At 70.6% G+C, this 15,976-nt stretch carries 11 protein-coding genes and 1 pseudogene; 7 read left to right on the top strand and 5 right to left on the bottom strand.

Annotated features, from left to right (window positions below):
• Positions 1-374: 374 nt before the first annotated feature.
• Positions 375-2,012: a FadD7 family fatty acid--CoA ligase gene (locus tag ABDW21_RS10755; protein ID WP_343710445.1), complete on the bottom strand. Its 1,638-nt coding sequence runs from the start codon at positions 2,010-2,012 to the stop codon at positions 375-377.
• 208 nt (positions 2,013-2,220) lie between these two features.
• Here ABDW21_RS10755 and oxc point away from each other — a divergent pair, with 208 nt between their 5' ends.
• From oxc to ABDW21_RS10770, 3 genes are all read left to right on the top strand, one after another.
• Positions 2,221-3,981: an oxalyl-CoA decarboxylase gene (gene oxc, locus ABDW21_RS10760; RefSeq protein ID WP_343601279.1), complete on the top strand. Its 1,761-nt coding sequence runs from the start codon at positions 2,221-2,223 to the stop codon at positions 3,979-3,981.
• A 205-nt stretch (positions 3,982-4,186) separates the two neighbouring features.
• On the top strand, positions 4,187-4,936 hold the full coding sequence (locus tag ABDW21_RS10765; protein ID WP_343601281.1) for a L,D-transpeptidase: 750 nt from the start codon (positions 4,187-4,189) through the stop codon (positions 4,934-4,936).
• 97 nt (positions 4,937-5,033) lie between these two features.
• Complete coding sequence (locus ABDW21_RS10770; RefSeq protein WP_343601293.1) at positions 5,034-5,903, top strand: NADP-dependent oxidoreductase; 870 nt, start codon at positions 5,034-5,036, stop codon at positions 5,901-5,903.
• Positions 5,904-5,940: 37 nt separating this feature from the next.
• Here ABDW21_RS10770 and ABDW21_RS10775 read toward each other — a convergent pair whose 3' ends face one another.
• Positions 5,941-8,061: an acyltransferase family protein gene (locus ABDW21_RS10775; protein ID WP_343710446.1), complete on the bottom strand. Its 2,121-nt coding sequence runs from the start codon at positions 8,059-8,061 to the stop codon at positions 5,941-5,943.
• A 191-nt stretch (positions 8,062-8,252) separates the two neighbouring features.
• Between ABDW21_RS10775 and ABDW21_RS10780 the strand changes: the two genes are divergently transcribed.
• Together ABDW21_RS10780 and ABDW21_RS10785 are read left to right on the top strand one after the other, a co-directional pair.
• The gene (locus ABDW21_RS10780) at positions 8,253-9,857 is read left to right on the top strand and encodes an AMP-binding protein (RefSeq protein ID WP_343710447.1); all 1,605 of its coding nucleotides are present in this window, start codon (positions 8,253-8,255) and stop codon (positions 9,855-9,857) included.
• Between the two features lies 1 nt (position 9,858).
• Positions 9,859-10,641 (top strand): SDR family oxidoreductase, encoded by a 783-nt coding sequence (locus ABDW21_RS10785; RefSeq protein ID WP_343710448.1) that lies wholly within the window; start codon positions 9,859-9,861, stop codon positions 10,639-10,641.
• Here ABDW21_RS10785 and ABDW21_RS10790 read toward each other — a convergent pair.
• From ABDW21_RS10790 to ABDW21_RS10800, 3 genes are read right to left on the bottom strand one after another with little or no spacing between them, the layout of a single operon-like run.
• Positions 10,626-11,090, bottom strand: coding sequence for an SRPBCC family protein (locus ABDW21_RS10790; RefSeq protein WP_343710449.1), 465 nt, complete (start codon positions 11,088-11,090; stop codon positions 10,626-10,628). The genes ABDW21_RS10785 and ABDW21_RS10790 overlap by 16 nt on opposite strands.
• A 53-nt stretch (positions 11,091-11,143) precedes the next feature.
• The gene (locus ABDW21_RS10795; RefSeq protein WP_343710450.1) at positions 11,144-12,760 is read right to left on the bottom strand and encodes an AMP-binding protein; all 1,617 of its coding nucleotides are present in this window, start codon (positions 12,758-12,760) and stop codon (positions 11,144-11,146) included.
• A gap of 3 nt (positions 12,761-12,763) precedes the next feature.
• Positions 12,764-14,428 carry an AMP-binding protein gene (locus ABDW21_RS10800; protein WP_343601288.1) on the bottom strand — a complete coding sequence of 555 codons (1,665 nt, stop codon included), beginning with the start codon at positions 14,426-14,428 and terminating at the stop codon, positions 12,764-12,766.
• Between the two features lie 248 nt (positions 14,429-14,676).
• Here ABDW21_RS10800 and ABDW21_RS10805 point away from each other — a divergent pair.
• Both ABDW21_RS10805 and ABDW21_RS10810 read left to right on the top strand, forming a co-directional pair.
• Positions 14,677-15,075: pseudogene (locus ABDW21_RS10805) on the top strand (class I SAM-dependent methyltransferase); the annotation flags it as partial.
• Positions 15,076-15,134: 59 nt separating this feature from the next.
• Complete coding sequence (locus ABDW21_RS10810) at positions 15,135-15,773, top strand: methyltransferase domain-containing protein (protein WP_343601290.1); 639 nt, start codon at positions 15,135-15,137, stop codon at positions 15,771-15,773.
• Positions 15,774-15,976: the final 203 nt, after the last annotated feature.

Below are 15,976 nucleotides of genomic sequence, written 5' to 3' on the forward strand. Positions count from 1 at the left end.
CCACATAGCCACACTGACTACTCTAATCACATTAGTCACGCAGACACGCCCAGTCACTTTCCCAACACGTTCTTAGGTGCAAGTCCGGGAAGCGGCCTCTAGCTCGACACCCCTGAGTGATCTGAGTCCGCAGCCAACGGAATTGTGATCACGAGGTGTCGACGTTCCGAAGCTGACTGCGCGATCCGGTCGAACGCTTCCGGTAGCACCGGCCGCCGTGGCCGGGGGATGGCTTCGAAGTCGCGCATAACGAGCGTGCACATCTGCTGCGGACCTCGCGCACGAGCGCCGGTCGTGGTGGCGCCACCGGCGGATCAACGGCCCGTCACCAAGGGTGACGTCGTCGGCCCCCGGACTGTTTACAGGGCCACCGGCTACGCACCCCGGCCGAAGTGTTCGGCCACCGCGCGACGGTCCAGCGAGCCCTTCGCAGTGTGCGGCAGCTCGCTCGCTTGCCGGAAGCTGACCGGAATCTCGAAGGGGGCCAGACGGTCTCGGCAGAACTCCGCAAGCTGGGCCGACGTCGGCGAGGCGGATCCGCGCGGCACGATCACCGCCGCCACGGTCTCCCCGTACATCGTGTCCGCGACGCCGAAGACGGCCGCTTCCAGCACGTCGGGGTGGCTGGCCAACACGCCTTCGACGTGCTCCGGGGAGATCTTTTCACCGCCCCGGTTGATGAGTTCTTTGATCCGGCCGCGAATGGTCAGCTCGCCGCCGCGCGACAACGCCCCCAGGTCGCCGGTGCGCAGCCACCCGTCGGTGAAGTTGGCGGCGGTGATCGCGGGATCGCCGAGGTAGCCTCGTACCACGGTGTTGCCACGCAACCAGACCTCGCCGACGGCCTCCGCGGGCGCTGGTTTGCCGTCGGGACCGACGATGCGAATCTCCGGGCCGGTCGAACGGCCAACGAGACCTGGTGTAGCAGCTAGGTTTTCACTGTCGCCATTTTCACTGTCGCCATTTTCACTGGCGCCAGTAGTGCGGCTGGGTCCTATAGACGTCGTCGCCACCTGGTGGGTGGCCTCCGTCATGCCGAAAGCGCACACCACCGGCGCCGAGAACCTCTCCCGCAGCGCCTGCGCCGTTTCCGTGGTGAGCGGGGCGCTGCAGCTGCGGATGAATCGCAACGCTCGTGTGTTCCCCGGCCGCTCAATCTTGGCGCGCTCCAACAGGATCTGATGAATCGTCGGAACAGCGGTGTACCAGGTGGCCCGGACCGCCTCGACGTCGTCCCAGAACGTGTGCGCCGAGAAGCGTCCGCTGGCGGGCAGCAACACGGTTCCACCGGACACCAGGGTCGCCAGCAGCGCGGCGAGCAGCCCGTGCCCGTGGTAGAGCGGCATCACCGCAACCGTGGCGTCCTGCGGCCCGAGGCCGTATCCGGCGACGATGGACCGCACCGAGGCGGCAAGGTTGGCGCGCGTCCAGGGCACCATCTTCGGCACACCGGTGCTTCCGCCGGTGAACATGATCATCGCGTCGTCGTCGCGGAGCCCCTCGGGCGTCGCGACGTCACCCTTCGGCGCCGCGGCGGCGTCCAATTCCGCGGCTGCGGCGCCGTCCGCACCGCCGACGGTCACCGCTATCGGCCACCACCGCGGGTCCGCGTCACCTGCGTCGCCGGGCCGCTGGCCGTCGACGAGCACCACCCGCACGCCCGCCGCCTGGCTGCGGGCACGCTGCTCGCCGATGGGCAATGCCGGATCCAGCGGGACCGCGATCAGCTCCGCTCGCGACGCCGCCAGCAGCCCGACCACGAATTCGGCGCTGCTGGCGGTGCGCAGCGCGACCCGATCACCCTTTGTCAGGCCGCCCCGCACCAGGGACGCGGTCAGATCGTCAACCAGTCCGATCAGCCCGCGGTAGCTGATCGGTGTGTGCGCGGCGGTGACGACGAGCGCTGGGGCATCCGGTGCCCGGCCGGCCGCCAGCTCCACCAGATCGGCGATGCGCGGGCTGTCTCGGTGCACCGACCCCGTGACCTCGGTGCTGGTGCCACCTGATGTCATCGCTCTCTCCACAGAATCCGCTCTCCACAGAATCCCGCGCTCCGGCGGTCTTCGGCCCCGGGCAACGGTGATCGACGACGCCAATCGCCGCACAGCGGCTGGATCGTCGACACCTGCGGGAGCCGGGATCACAGTGATGACTGAGAGACTACTGGAATGAGGCGGTCGGGGCGGCCCACCGACCACGCGCACACGAGGAGTTGCCACCATGACCACCGTTTCGGCGTCTGGGAGCCACGCGCCTCGATCGACGCGGTTGACCGACGGCTTCCACCTCGTCGTGGACGCCCTGCAGGCAAACGACGTCGGCACCATCTACGGGGTGGTCGGCATTCCGATCACCGACCTGGCGCGTGTCGCGCAGGCATCCGGAATCCGCTACATCGGATTCCGCCACGAAACCTCGGCCGGCCATGCCGCGGCCGCCGCCGGTTTCCTCACCCGCCGGCCGGGGGTGTGCCTGACCGTGTCGGCGCCCGGTTTTCTCAACGGTCTGGCCGCGCTGGCGAACGCCACCACCAACTGCTTCCCCATGATCCAGATCTCGGGCTCCGGCAATCGGGCGATGGTCGACCTGCAGCGCGGCGACTACGGCGAGCTCGACCAGCTCAGCGCCGCAAGGCCGTTCGCGAAGGCGGCCTACCGGATCGGCCGGGTCGAAGATATCGGGCGCGGCGTGGCGCGCGCCGTCCGCACCGCGATCTCCGGCCGCCCGGGCGGGGTCTACCTCGATATCCCCGGTGACGTCCTGGGCCAGGCCATGGACACCGCCGCCGCAGCGGCCACGGTCTGGCGGGTCGTCGACCCCGCCCCGCAGCAGCTGCCGGCACCCGACGCGGTCGAGCGCGCGCTGGAGGTGCTGGCGCGGGCCGAGCGACCGCTGATCCTGCTCGGCAAGGGCGCGGCCTACGCCCAGGCCGACGCGGTGATCCGCAGGTTCGTGGAGACCACCGGGATTCCGTACCTGCCGACGTCGATGGCCAAAGGGCTGCTGCCGGACTCGCACCCGCAGTCGGCCGCCGCCGCACGATCGCTGGCGATCGCGCGCGCCGACGCCGTCCTGCTGGTCGGTGCCCGACTCAACTGGTTGCTCGGCCATGGAGATTCGCCGCAATGGGCCGCCGATACCAAATTCGTGCAGGTCGACATCGCGGCATCGGAACTCGACAGCAACCAACCGATCGCCGCGCCGCTGATCGGCGACATCGGCTCGGTGATGTCGGCGTTGTGTGACGCAGTGGCTGCCCACCCGATCATCGTGCCCGCGGACTGGACGGACGCAGTTGCCGATCGCAAATCCCGCAACGAAGCCGCGATGCGCGAACGCCTGGCCGAAAATCCGCACCCCATGCGGTTTTACAACGCGCTGGGCGCTATTCGCACCGTGCTGCAAGATAACCCGGACGTCTATCTGGTCAACGAGGGAGCCAACGCGCTGGACCTGGCCCGCAACGTCATCGACATGGCGCTGCCTCGACACCGGCTCGACACCGGAACCTGGGGCGTGATGGGTATCGGCATGGGCTACGCGATCGCCGCCGCGGTGGAGACCGGCAAGCCGGTCGTTGCGATCGAGGGCGACAGCGCATTCGGTTTCAGCGGAATGGAGATCGAGACCATCTGCCGCTATCACCTGCCGGTGACCGTCGTCATCCTCAACAACGGCGGTGTCTACCGCGGCGACGAGACCGCGGCGGGCACGGCCGCGCACGGATCAGATCCGGCGCCCACCGTGCTGAACGCGCACGCGCGGCACGAACTGATCGCGCAGGCGTTCGGCGGCAATGGTTATCACGTCAGCACTCCGTCGGAGCTGCGGGCGGCGCTCACCGAAGCGATAGCCTCGCGGGGTCCGTCGATCCTCGACTGCGAACTCGACCCGGCGGCCGGGGTGGAAAGCGGGCACCTGGCCGGCTTCAATCCGACCAGCGCGGCGGCGCCGCCGGCTTCGGTCAGCGCAGGCGGATAACTGCCCACACCTGCGGGTCGACGAACTCGGGCGAGCGGTGAACCGCGCCCGGCGGCGAGGTCAACTCCGCGCGACCCGTCCGCGGTGTCACAGGCTCCGAAGTCACCATGAGGCGTCGCCCGGAATTCCCGAGACCCGGGGCGCGTTCCGGTCGGCCAGTAGAATGTCGGTGGTAGCGATCGCACCATCTCGAAGGGTGAGGGCCATGCGTCGAGCGGTTCGTCTGTTCGCTCTGGTGGCGATCACCTCGCTGGACGTGTTCGGCAGCACGGGCCGCAGCCAGGCCGCCCTCCCGGTTCCCGAACCGGTCCCCGCAGTCGCCTCGGTTTTGCCGGCGAACGGCGCGGTGGTGGGCGTGGCGCATCCGGTCGTGGTGACGTTCACCGCGCCCGTCACCGATCGCGTCGCCGCCGAACGGTCCATTCACGTCACGCCGCCGATCGACATGCCCGGACATTTCGAATGGGTCGAGAACAACGCGGTGCAATGGGTCCCGGCGCGGTACTGGCCCGCCCACTCGCACGTGTCGGTGGGCGTGCAGGCGCTGACGACCGGGTTCGACACCGGTGACGAGCTGCTCGCTGTGGCCAGCATCTCCGAGCACACCTTCACCGTCAGCAGGAACGGCGAAGTGCTGCGCACGATGCCGGCGTCGATGGGCAAACCCCGCCGCCCGACCCCGATCGGCCAGTTCAGCGCGCTGTCCAAGGAGCGCTCCGTCGTCATGGATTCGAGAACCATTGACATCCCACTCAATTCGCCGGAAGGGTACCTGCTCACCGCGCAGTACGCGGTGCGGGTCACCTGGGGCGGCGTCTACGTGCACTCCGCGCCCTGGTCGGTGGACTCGCAGGGCTACGCCAACGTCAGTCACGGGTGCATCAACCTCAGCCCGAACAACGCCGCCTGGTACTTCGACAACGTGAACATCGGCGATCCGATCGTCGTGGAGTGACGATGGCCGGTCCACGGTGACGACACCGGCGAACGCGCGCGCGGTGCGTTTCGACCGCTACGGCGGCCGCGACGTGCTGTACGTCGCCGACATCGACATGCCGTCGCCGGGTGCGGGCGAAGTGCTCGTCGAGGTCCGCGCCGCCGGGATCAATCCCGGTGAGGCCGCCATCCGCACCGGCGCGCTGCACGACATGTTCCCGGCCACGTTTCCCTGCGGTGAGGGCAGCGACCTGGCCGGTGTCGTGGCCGGCGCCGGCGCCGGGGTGACCGAGTTCGCTGTCGGCGACGACGTGCTCGGGTTCAGCCTGCGCCGGTCCAGCCACGCCACCCACACAACCGTCCCGGTCGGCCAGCTGATCCGCAAACCAGCCGAATTGGGTTGGAAGGTGGCGGGTTCGCTGTACGTCGCAGGCTGCACGGCCTATGCCGCGGTCCGGGCGGTGGCACCGCAGCCGGGCGAGACCGTCGCGGTGTCGGCGGCCGCCGGCGGTGTCGGCAGCCCCGTCGTGCAACTGCTGACCCGCCGCAACGCCCGGGTGTTGGGTATCGCCTCGGCGCGCAGCGCTGATTGGCTGCGCGCGCACGGCGTGACCCCCGTCGACTACGGCGCGGGGCTGGCCGACCGGCTGCGCGCCGCCGCGCCCGACGGGATCGACGCGTTCATCGACCTGTTCGGCCCGGAGTACGTCCAGCTCGCCGCCGACCTCGGTGTGCGGCCGGAGCGGATCGAGACGATCATCTCGTTCGACAAGGCAACCGCAGTCGGCGCGAAAACCCAAGGCAGCATGGACGCGTCCACACCGGAGGTGCTGGCCGAGATGGCCGACATGGTTGTCAGCGGCGCCGTCGACGTCGACATCGCCGCCAGCTTTCCGCTGGACCGGGTGGCGGACGCTTTCGAGCAACTCGAAAGGCGGCACACCCACGGCAAGATCGTGCTGCTGCCGCACGGTTCGGTCAGCTGATCCCCGCCGCGACGGCCCGTGGCCAACGCCGCGGGCCCTACCGCAGCGACTCCTCCAGCCACGGCGTCAGCCATTTGACGGCCTCGGCGGTGAGGTGCACGCCGTCACCGCGGACTGCGATGCCGTCGACCTTTGGGGTGTAGACGCCCTGCGGGCACAGCTTCTTGTTCAGGTCGAGTATGCCGACGCGAGGATGTTGGCTGATAATGGTGCGCAGCAACGTGTTCCACTGGTTCACCCGATCGGGCCGGTCTTCGGGAAACAGGCTGCCGTCCGGTCTTTCGCCGCGCCGGCTGTAGGGCAGATTGGCCACCGTCAGGGGCGCCCCCGCGCTGCCGAGGACATCCAGCGCGCGCCCCAGCTCACCGGCCAGGTAGGCGTCGAATCCCGGGTCGCCGATGTGGGTCCAGTGCCCCTCGTTGACCCGGTCCACCGTTTCCCAGCGGCCGGCGATCAGCAGGACGGCATCCGGGCGGTCCGCGCTGACCTGCGCGGCCCATCTGCCCGGCCACGACTCGCATTCGCTCTTCTGCTCCAGGGTCTCGCCGAGGTAGCGGTACGGGCCGCCGCGCACCAGGCTGCAGCCGATGACGGTGTGGTCGACGAAACGAAAGCCGGGGGTGGGCGGCAGAAAGTGCATCAACGTCGCGCCGATCGAGTCGCCGAACACCGAGACCGTGAACGGGCGCCGGGGATCTCGCTGGGCGACGGCGCGCGCCGGCCGAAGCGCCCCCGGCGGAGACGGCGACACCACCGCGACCGGCGACACCCCCGGCGGCAGGCCGCCGTCGACCACACCGTCGGGCCGGGCGCCGACCGGGACGACCAGCATCGTCACCGCGGCGGCGGTGGTGACGGTCGCACCGGCCAGCGGCAGCAACGGCACCCGCACCGGTCGCCATCGCCGGATCGGCTGTTCGACCAACCACCACGACGCGGCCGACGTTGCGAGGGTGGCGGCGCACCGCGCGGCGAACAGCGGCATTCCCGACCACCCGGTCCGTTCACCGTTGAGCACCAGGAAGATCGGCCAGTGCCACAGGTACACGCCGTAGGAGATGGTGCCCAGCCACACCAGCGGACGCCAGGCCAGCACCGTCGCGACCGGTCCCTGCTGGTCCAGCGCCACCGGCGCGACAACCGCAACCGCCGCAGCTGCCGCGGCGATCAGCAGCCCGGCGCGGAACTCGTGCGCGCTGCCCGCCGCGCAGTGGGCCAGCACCGCCAGTCCCGTCACGCCGAGCACCGGCAACCCTCGGACGACCCAGCGGCCCCATGCGGTCCGGATCAACGACCAGCCGCGGTTCAGCGCCGGCCAGTCCCCGACCACCAGAGCCGCCGCCGCGGCGCCGGTCAGCAGCGCCTGCGCCCGGGTGTCGGTGCCGAAGTAGACGCGGTCGCGGGCGGCGTCGGAGGCCCAGAGAATCGCGGCGGCGGCGGACGCCAGTGCGCCCAGCGTCGCCAGCAAGAAGACGGTCAGCCGCACCCCGCCCACGGTGGCCGGCCGACCGCGACGCCGCGCCCGCAGCGCCAGCAGCACCGCCGCCGCGACCAGGAGCAGCGGCCAGACGATGTAGTACTGCTCCTCGACGCCGAGCGACCATGCGTGCTGCAGCGGTGATGGCGGTGCGCCCTGAGTGAAGTAATCCGTCTGCTGGGCGACGAACATCCAGTTCGCGACCCAGAAGAACGCGGCGATCGCCTCGTCGCGCAGGCCCGCGACCGCCTCGGCGGGAAACAGCGCGCGGCCGGCCGCGATGGCCAGCACCATCAGGACCAGCGCGGGCAGCAGCCGCCGCGCCCGCCGGACCCAGAAGCCGGCCAGGTCGATCCGGCCGCGGCGCCCCAGTTCGTCGAGCAGCAGCGAGGTGATCAGGAAGCCGCTGAGCACGAAGAACACGTCGACACCGAGGAAGCCGCCGCCCACGCCCGGGATGCCGCCGTGGTCGGCCAGCACCAGCGCGACGGCCACCGCGCGCAGGCCGTCCAGCGCGGGAATGCCACTGCGGCGCGGAGGTCGCTGCGGGTCGCGTCGCCGCGAGGTGGCGGCACGGCCGGCCTGCCGCACCGGGGCAACCCATCGCGGTCGTCGCGTGCCGCGAACCGGTGCGGGGTACAGCCCTGCGGTGTTCGGCGCGAGCGATGTCGACGCAGGCATGCCCGGTCAACCCCTCCCTGTCGAATCAGGGCCAGTTTAGGGGTGACCCCCCGCTGCGAAATGGAAAGACACGGCCGATGGGCCGAGGTCTTGCTCGGCAGGTGCCGGTGGTGTCGGTCACGGCGGCGAACGTCCGGGTGCCGAGGGTCCGCGGCGCCTCCGCGTTAGTGTGATGGGCGGGCGCGACGGCGATGAGCGAGAGACTGATCGGTGGACGACGGGTCCGCTGGGACAGTGCACGGGCAGCGGACGCGTACGCGCGCGGCTGGTGGGTACGCAGCACCGTCGCCGATGCGCTGATCCGGGCCGCGCAGCGCACACCGCGACGAGTGCTGCTGGTCGACGGCGAACACCGCATGGATTGCCGAACCCTCTACGCGGACGCGGCGGCGCTGGGGCAGGCACTGCTGGCCCGGATGCCGGCCGGAGCCGTGGTGTCGGTCATGCTGCCGAATTGGCATGAAGCCGCCGTTGTCTACCTCGCCGCCACGATGGCCGGAATGGTGGTCAACCCGATCCTGCCGACGCTGCGGGACCGCGAGCTGCGCTTCATCCTCGACGACGCGCGCACCCGGCTGATCTTCATACCGGCCGAATTCGGCGGGCACGATTTCCCGGCAATGGTCGACCGGGCGAGCGCCGCGCTGGATTCGCCGCCCGAGGTGGTCGTGCTGCGCGGCGGGGACGGTGGCCGCACGGTGTATGCCGATCTCCTGGAGCACCGGCCGCCGGCCATGCCGTGGCCCCTCCTCGACGCCGACGCGGTGCGCATGATCCTCTACACCTCCGGTACCTCCGGGACACCGAAAGGCGTTCTGCACAGCCATAATTCGATCCACGCCCTGATGTGCCAGATTCGCGAGCATTGGCAGGTGCGGCCCGGCGACCGGTTTGTGGTGCCGTCGCCCGTCGCCCACATCGGCGGCTCGATCTACGCGTTCGAAGGCCCGCTGCTGCTGGGCACCACCGCGGTGCTGATGGACCGCTGGAACGCCGACACGGCCGTCGAGCTGATGCTGACCGAGCGCTGCACCCACATCGCCGGCGCCACGCCTTTTTTGCGGCAGCTGCTCGCCGCCGCCGAGCGGGTCGGCACCCGGCTGCCCGACCTGACACTGTTCGTCTGCGGCGGCGCGTCGGTGCCGCCGGCGTTGATCCGCAGCGCCGCCGAGTATTTCGCGTATGCCGACGTGACCCGGGTGTACGGGTCGACGGAGGTGCCCGTCACCACGGTCGGCTCGCCCCGCGACGCCGGCCACGCCGCCGACACCGACGGGCACGCCGGGTTCGCCGACATCAGGCTCGACATTCGCCGACATGGGGACGGTGAGATCCGCGTGCGCGGTCCGCAGATGCTGCGCGGCTACCTGCATCCCGAGGACGAAGCCGACGCGTTCGACGCCGACGGTTACTTCCGCACCGGCGACCTGGGTCGCTGGGCGGACGGCGACTACCTCGTCGTCACCGGGCGGGCCAAGGACGTCATCGTCCGCAACGGCGAGAACATCGCTCCCAAGGAAGTCGAGGACGTCCTCATCGGTCATCCCGGCGTCGCGGACATCGCCGTCGTCGGCCTGCCCGACCCGGACACCGGCGAGCGGGCGTGCGCTGTGGTCGTGCCCACCGACCGGCCCGGTCCCGACGTCGCCAGCCTGCGTGGCTTCCTGCGAGAGCACGGCGTGGCGAAGTTCAAAGCACCGGAGCAGGTGGTGATTTGGGACGACCTGCCGCGCAACGACGCCGGTAAGGTGCTCAAGCATCAGATAAGGGCGGCGCTCATGGAACCGGACGGATGAGATGCAGGTAGCGATCGTCACCGGCGCGACCGGAGCCATCGGCTTCGGCTGCGCGACCACTCTCGCCGACATGGGGATGGCGGTGCTGGCCACCGGACGGCGCGCGGACAGGCTCGACGACTTGGCCGACGCGATCGGCGACCCCGACCGGACGGCCACCGTGGCGGTCGACCTCACCGACGACGCGGCGCCGGCGCGCATCACCGGCACCGCGGTCGAGCGTTGGGGCCGGATCGACTTCCTGGTCAACAACGCCGGAATCGGCAGCCCCACACCGCTGCACGAGACCGACGACGCGACCCTGGATCATGTCCTCGACCTGATGCTGCGGGCGCCGTTCCGGTTGACCCGCGCCGCGCTGCCGCACATGCGGCCGGGTTCGGCGATCGTCAACATCACCTCGACGTTCGCCGTCGTAGGGGGCCTCCGCGGCGGCGCCTATTCGGCGGCCAAGGGCGGGCTGACGGCGCTGACCACGCACATCGCCTGCCAGTACGGACCGCAGGGCATCCGCTGCAACGCCGTGGCGCCCGGGGTGATCCGAACGCCGATGACCGAGCAGCGCCTGCGCGACCCGTATTTCCGTCGGCTCAACGTCGACATGACACCGCATCAACGGCTGGGCACGGTCGACGACGTCGCCGGTGCGGTCGCGTTCTTGTGTTCTGTCGCAGGCAGTTTCATCAATGGCCAGACCATCGTCGTCGACGGCGGCTGGAGCTCGACGAAGTACCTGCGTGACCGCGCGTCAGACGATCCGGGAGCGGGTCACGACGATTCCTGAAAATGACGGCGAACACCCGCCAGCATCTCCCGGTGAGCCTGGACGGCCTCCCGGATCGTCATGGCGGCCAGCGGTCTGGGGGCGCACATCGTCAGGTTCTCGGTGAGCCGGGTGCCCGCGGCGACCGGCTCGAAGGTCACCGTTGCGGTCAGCCGCACCCGCGGGAACTGGCGCGCTTCGGTAGTCACGTCGCCGTGCACCGGAACATGCAGCCGCGCGCGGTAGCTGATCGGCAGAGTCAAGCGCCCCAGCGGGATCCGGTCGCGCACCCGATAGGTCTGGTCGTATCCGGTCGTGGTTTCGACGCGCGACACCGTGCGCACCGAGACGATCAGCGGGTGAACGGCTTTGAGGTTTTCCAAATCCACGTAGAAGCCGCGCACGTCGCGTGGCGCCGCCGGCACCTCCTCGGACAGCGTCCGCGCGGCGCGGGTGATCCACCAGGTCACAACCGTTCAACCTACCGCGAATCGTCGGTTTCTTCAGCCGGGTTCCGGGAAGATCACGCCAGGCCAAACAGCCGGCGGCTTTCCGCACGGATGTCGACCTTGCGCACCTTGCCGGTGACGGTCATCGGGAACTCGTCGACGACGCGCACGTATCGGGGAATCTTGTAGTGCGCGACCTTGCCCGCGGCGAAGGCGCGCAGCGCGTCGGCGTCCAGCGGGGGACTGCCCGGTTTCATCCGGATCCAGGCGCAGAGCTCTTCGCCCAACGTCGCGTCGGGAACCCCGACGACCTGCACGTCCGCGACGTCGGGATGGGTGAGCAGGAATTCCTCGATCTCGCGCGGGTAGATGTTCTCGCCGCCGCGAATCACCATGTCCCCCAGCCGCCCGACGATCACGCAGTAGCCGTCGTCGCGCATGACGGCCAGGTCCCCGCTGTGCATCCAGCCGTCGGCGTCGATCACCTCGCGGGTCTGCTCCTCATCGCGCCAGTACCCCAGCATCACCGAGTAGCCGCGCGCGCAGAACTCGCCCGGTTGGCCGCGTTCGACGACGTCACCGGTGGCGGGGTCGACGACCGTGATCTCCACGTGCGGGTGCGCGCAGCCGACGGTCGCGGTGCGGCGCTCGAGGTCGTCGTCGATGCGTGTCTGGCAGGACACCGGCGACGTCTCGGTCATGCCGTAGGCGATCGCGACGTCGGTCATGTTCAGCTCGGCCGTGCAGCGCTTCATGACGTCGACCGGGCAGACCGACCCGGCCATGATACCGGTTCGCAGCGACGTCAGATCGCTGTTGGCACAGGCCGGATGATCCAGCATCGCGATGAACATGGTCGGCACCCCGTAGACGCCGGTGCAGCGTTCCCGTTCGATCGCGGCCAGCGTGGCGCCCGCGTCGAACCCGGCCGTGGGGATCACCATGGTGGCGCCGTGGGTGGTGCAGCCGAGATTGCCCATCACCATGCCGAAGCAGTGGTAGAACGGCACCGGCAGGCACAACCGGTCGGCAGGGCCCAGGCCGAGCAGTTCGGTGACGAAGAAGCCGTTGTTGAGGATGTTGCGATGTGACAGCGTTGCGCCCTTTGGGAAACCCGTTGTCCCGGAAGTGTATTGGATGTTGATCGGGTCGGTGCAGGCCAGGCCGGCCATCCGCTCCGCCACGTCCTCGCCGGTCAGGGCCGCCCCGCTCTCGCGCAGGCCGGCCCAGTCGTCGGTGCCCAGGAACACGACCTCGCGCAGCGCCTTGGCGTGCGGGCGCACCTCGGCGACCATGCGCCGGTAATCGGCGGTCTTGAACGCCGTCGCCGCGACGAGGGTCCGCATGCCGGACTGGTTGAGCACGTAGCCGAGTTCGTGGCTGCGGTAGGCGGGATTGACGGTTACCAGGACGGCGCCGATCTTCGCGGTGGCGTATTGCACGATGGTCCACTCGGCGCAGTTGGGCGACCAGATGCCCACCCGCTCGCCCTGGTCGACGCCGAGCGACATCAAACCCCTGGCAACACAGTCGACGTCGGCGTTGAACTCGCGGTAGGTCCAGCGCCTGCCGGTGCCGGCCTCGACCAGCGCCTCGGCGGCAGGCGCCGCAGCGGCGACGCGCTCGAGGTTGGCCCCGATGGTTTCGTGCAGCAGCGGGGTCCCGGTGGGGCCGGCGGCATAAGACTGCATCGGCTAGCCCACCAGGTCCTCGTATCGGTACTCACCGGGCCCCGGCGCGCCGCTGCGGTAGGCATCCTCTTCGCGGCGGCGCAGCTCCGCCCGCCGGATCTTCCCGGAGATCGTCTTGGGCAGCTCGCCGAATTCGATGCGCCGCACCCGCAGATACGGCGCCACCCGGTCGCGCACGTACTCCATGATGGACCGCGCCGTGGCCGCGTCGGCCGGCCAGCCGTCGGCCACACGGACGTAGGCCTTGGGGGTCGCCAGCCGGATCTCGTCGGGCTGCGGCACGACGGCGGCCTCGACCACCGCGGGGTGCTCGACCAGCACGCTTTCCAGCTCGAACGGCGACACCTTGTAGTCCGACGACTTGAACACGTCGTCGGTGCGGCCGATGTAGGTGATGTAGCCGTCGGCGTCGCGCCGGGCGACGTCGCCGGTGTGGTAGTAGCCGCCGGCGCGCGCTGCCGCGTCGCGCGGCGGATCGTCGAGGTATCCCGACATCAGGGTGACCGGACGGGCGGCCAGGTCCAGGCAGATCTCGCCCTCGTCGGCGGGGGCCCCGGTGACCGGGTCGACCAGCAGCACCGGGACGCCGGGCAGCGGCCGGCCCATCGAACCCGGCTTGACCGGCTGGCCGGGCAGGTTGCCGATCAGCAGCGTGGTCTCCGTCTGCCCGAAGCCGTCGCGGACGGTCAGCCCCCAGGCGCGGCGGACCCGGGCGATGACGTCGGCGTTGAGCGGCTCGCCGGCGGCCACCACCTCGCGCAGCGCCGCGGGCCGGGTCCCCAGCTCGGCCGTGACGAGCATGCGCCACACCGTCGGAGGCGCGCAGAACGTGGTCACCCCGGCGCGGCGGATCTGCGCCAGCAGGGCCGCGGGGTCCAGCCGTCGGCAGGTGTAGACGAAGATCGTCGCCTCGGCGATCCACGGGGCGAACAGGCAGCTCCAGGAGTGTTTGGCCCATCCCGGTGCGCTGATCGCCAGGTGCACGTCGCCGGGCCGCAGCCCGATCCACGCCATCGTCGACAGATGGCCCACCGGGTAGCTGACCTGCGAGTGCTCCACCAGCTTGGGCGCGCTGGTGGTGCCCGACGTGAAGTAGACCAGCAGCGGGTCGTCGACTGTGGTGCGGGCGGTGAACGGACCGCCCGGGGGCAGATCGGCACGGTAGCGGTGCCACCCGTCGCGGGCGGCGCCGACCGCGATGCGGGTGTAGTCGCCGTCGACGCCGTCGAACTTGGACGTGTCGGCGGCGTCGGCGATGACGGCGCGGGCGCCGCCGCGGGTGACGCGGTCGGCCAGGCCCGCGGGCGGCAGCGCGCCCGTCGTGGGCATCGCGACGGCGCCGAGCTTGGCGACGGCGAGCATCGCCTCCCACAGCTCGACACGGTTGCCCAGCATCAGCATGACGCGGTCGCCGGCGGTGACGCCGAGCCGTTGCAGCCAGGCCGCCACCCGGTCGGAGCGGTCGGCCAGCGCGGCGAAGCTCACCGCCTGCTCCGCGCCGTCGGCGTCGGCGATCCGCAGCGCGGTGCGGTCGTTGCCGCGCGCGACGACGTCGAACCAGTCGGTGGCCCAATTGAAGACGCCGCGCAGCCGCGGCCAGGTGAACCCGGCGTCACCGCTCAGAATCTGATCACGCGCCGCCCGATAGCGATCGGTGTTGGTCGCCATGGCAGACAGCATCCGCCGGACACGTCGCAGCCGCCCACCGAATCGCCGACCCGGCGCGGCGGGGGCCGGGGGCCGGAACTTCCCGCCGGCAGCTCGTTATACTATCTAACTATTAACCACGAGAGGAGCACACGTGCCACACACCGACAGCGGCGCCCTGGGATCTGGGGGCGCCCTGGGATCTGGGGGCACCCTGGGATCTGGGGGCACCCTGGGATCTGGCGACCAGCGTCGGCGCCACGGCCACCATGGTGGCCGCGGCCCAGGCGATCGCCACCAGGGCCGACACCCCGTTGATCGACGATCGCTTCGCCGACCCGCTGGTCCGTGCTGACGTGGCCGCCGCCGACGTCGACGACGCCGAATCCGGCTGGAAGCTCGAGCACATGCCCGCCGCGACGGCCGCCCGCACCCGCTTCGACGCGTTCTTCCACGAGGCGACCGCCGACCGGCGCCCGGTGGCGGTCGATCTGCGGCACGACTGGCCGGCGGCTCTGCTCGACGCCGGTTTCGACGCCGGCGCGCCCACCGCGTGGATCGCCCAAGGCCTGTTCGGCTACCTGCCGCCGGACGCGCAGGATCGCCTGCTGGACAACGTCACCGCGCTCAGCGCCGTCGGCAGCCGGCTGGCCAGCGAGGCGATCCCGCCGAGCAACGACTCGCTGTCGATGGCCGACACCGTCTACTACACCTCGGAGCTGACCGCATGACGTCGCCCGCACGTCGGGGCTTCAACAGCGCCGTCACCCGGTTCTGGAGCGTCGCTGCCCCGGCTTACGACCAGCCATGGCTGCAACGCTGGGTCTACCGTCCGGCACATGACGAGGTGATCGCGGCGCTGCGCGCCCACGAGTCTCAGCGAATTGCTGACATCGCCTGCGGCACAGGCATTCTCGCGGATCGAATCCAGCGCGAGCTGCAGCCCGCCGACGTCTGCGGCGTGGACATGTCCGACGGCATGCTGCGCGCGGCCCGGGCCCGCTCGCCGCGGGTGCGGTGGCTGCGCGGGCCGGCCGAGCAGCTGCCCTTCGACGACGGGGCGCTGGACGCCGTGGTGACGACGTCGGCGTTTCACTTCTTCGACCAGCCGGCGGCGTTGCGCGAATTCCACCGCGTGCTGCGGCCGGGCGGGCTGGCGGCGGTCTCGACCCTGAGCGCCCGGCAGCCGCTGCTGCAGGCGCCGGTGGGCAGCAGGTGGAAACCCGCGCACCACCCCTCCGCCGAACAGCTGCGGACGCTGTTCGCCGACGCCGGGTTCGAGATTCGCGACCAGCACCCGGTTCGACGAGCCCCGTGGACCAGGCTTGTCAACGACGTGATCACGATCGGCATCAAGGGCTCCTGACCGCCGAGACGGCGGCGAACCCGGCGGGCCGCCGTTACGGTGTCGGGGGAGACCTAGCTGAAGGGTTCGAGGGTGAAGGTTCCGGATGTCGCCGCCGTCCTGGGCAGCGTGGCAGGCGGCGTGACCGGCGGCGCGGCCGGGGTGATGCGGGCCGGGCTGCACGGCGTCGCGGGCGCGGCGGGCGCGGCCCAGCTGCTGGCCGG

Source organism: Mycobacterium sp. (assembly GCF_039583805.1).
Taxonomy (GTDB): Bacteria; Actinomycetota; Actinomycetes; order Mycobacteriales; family Mycobacteriaceae; genus Mycobacterium.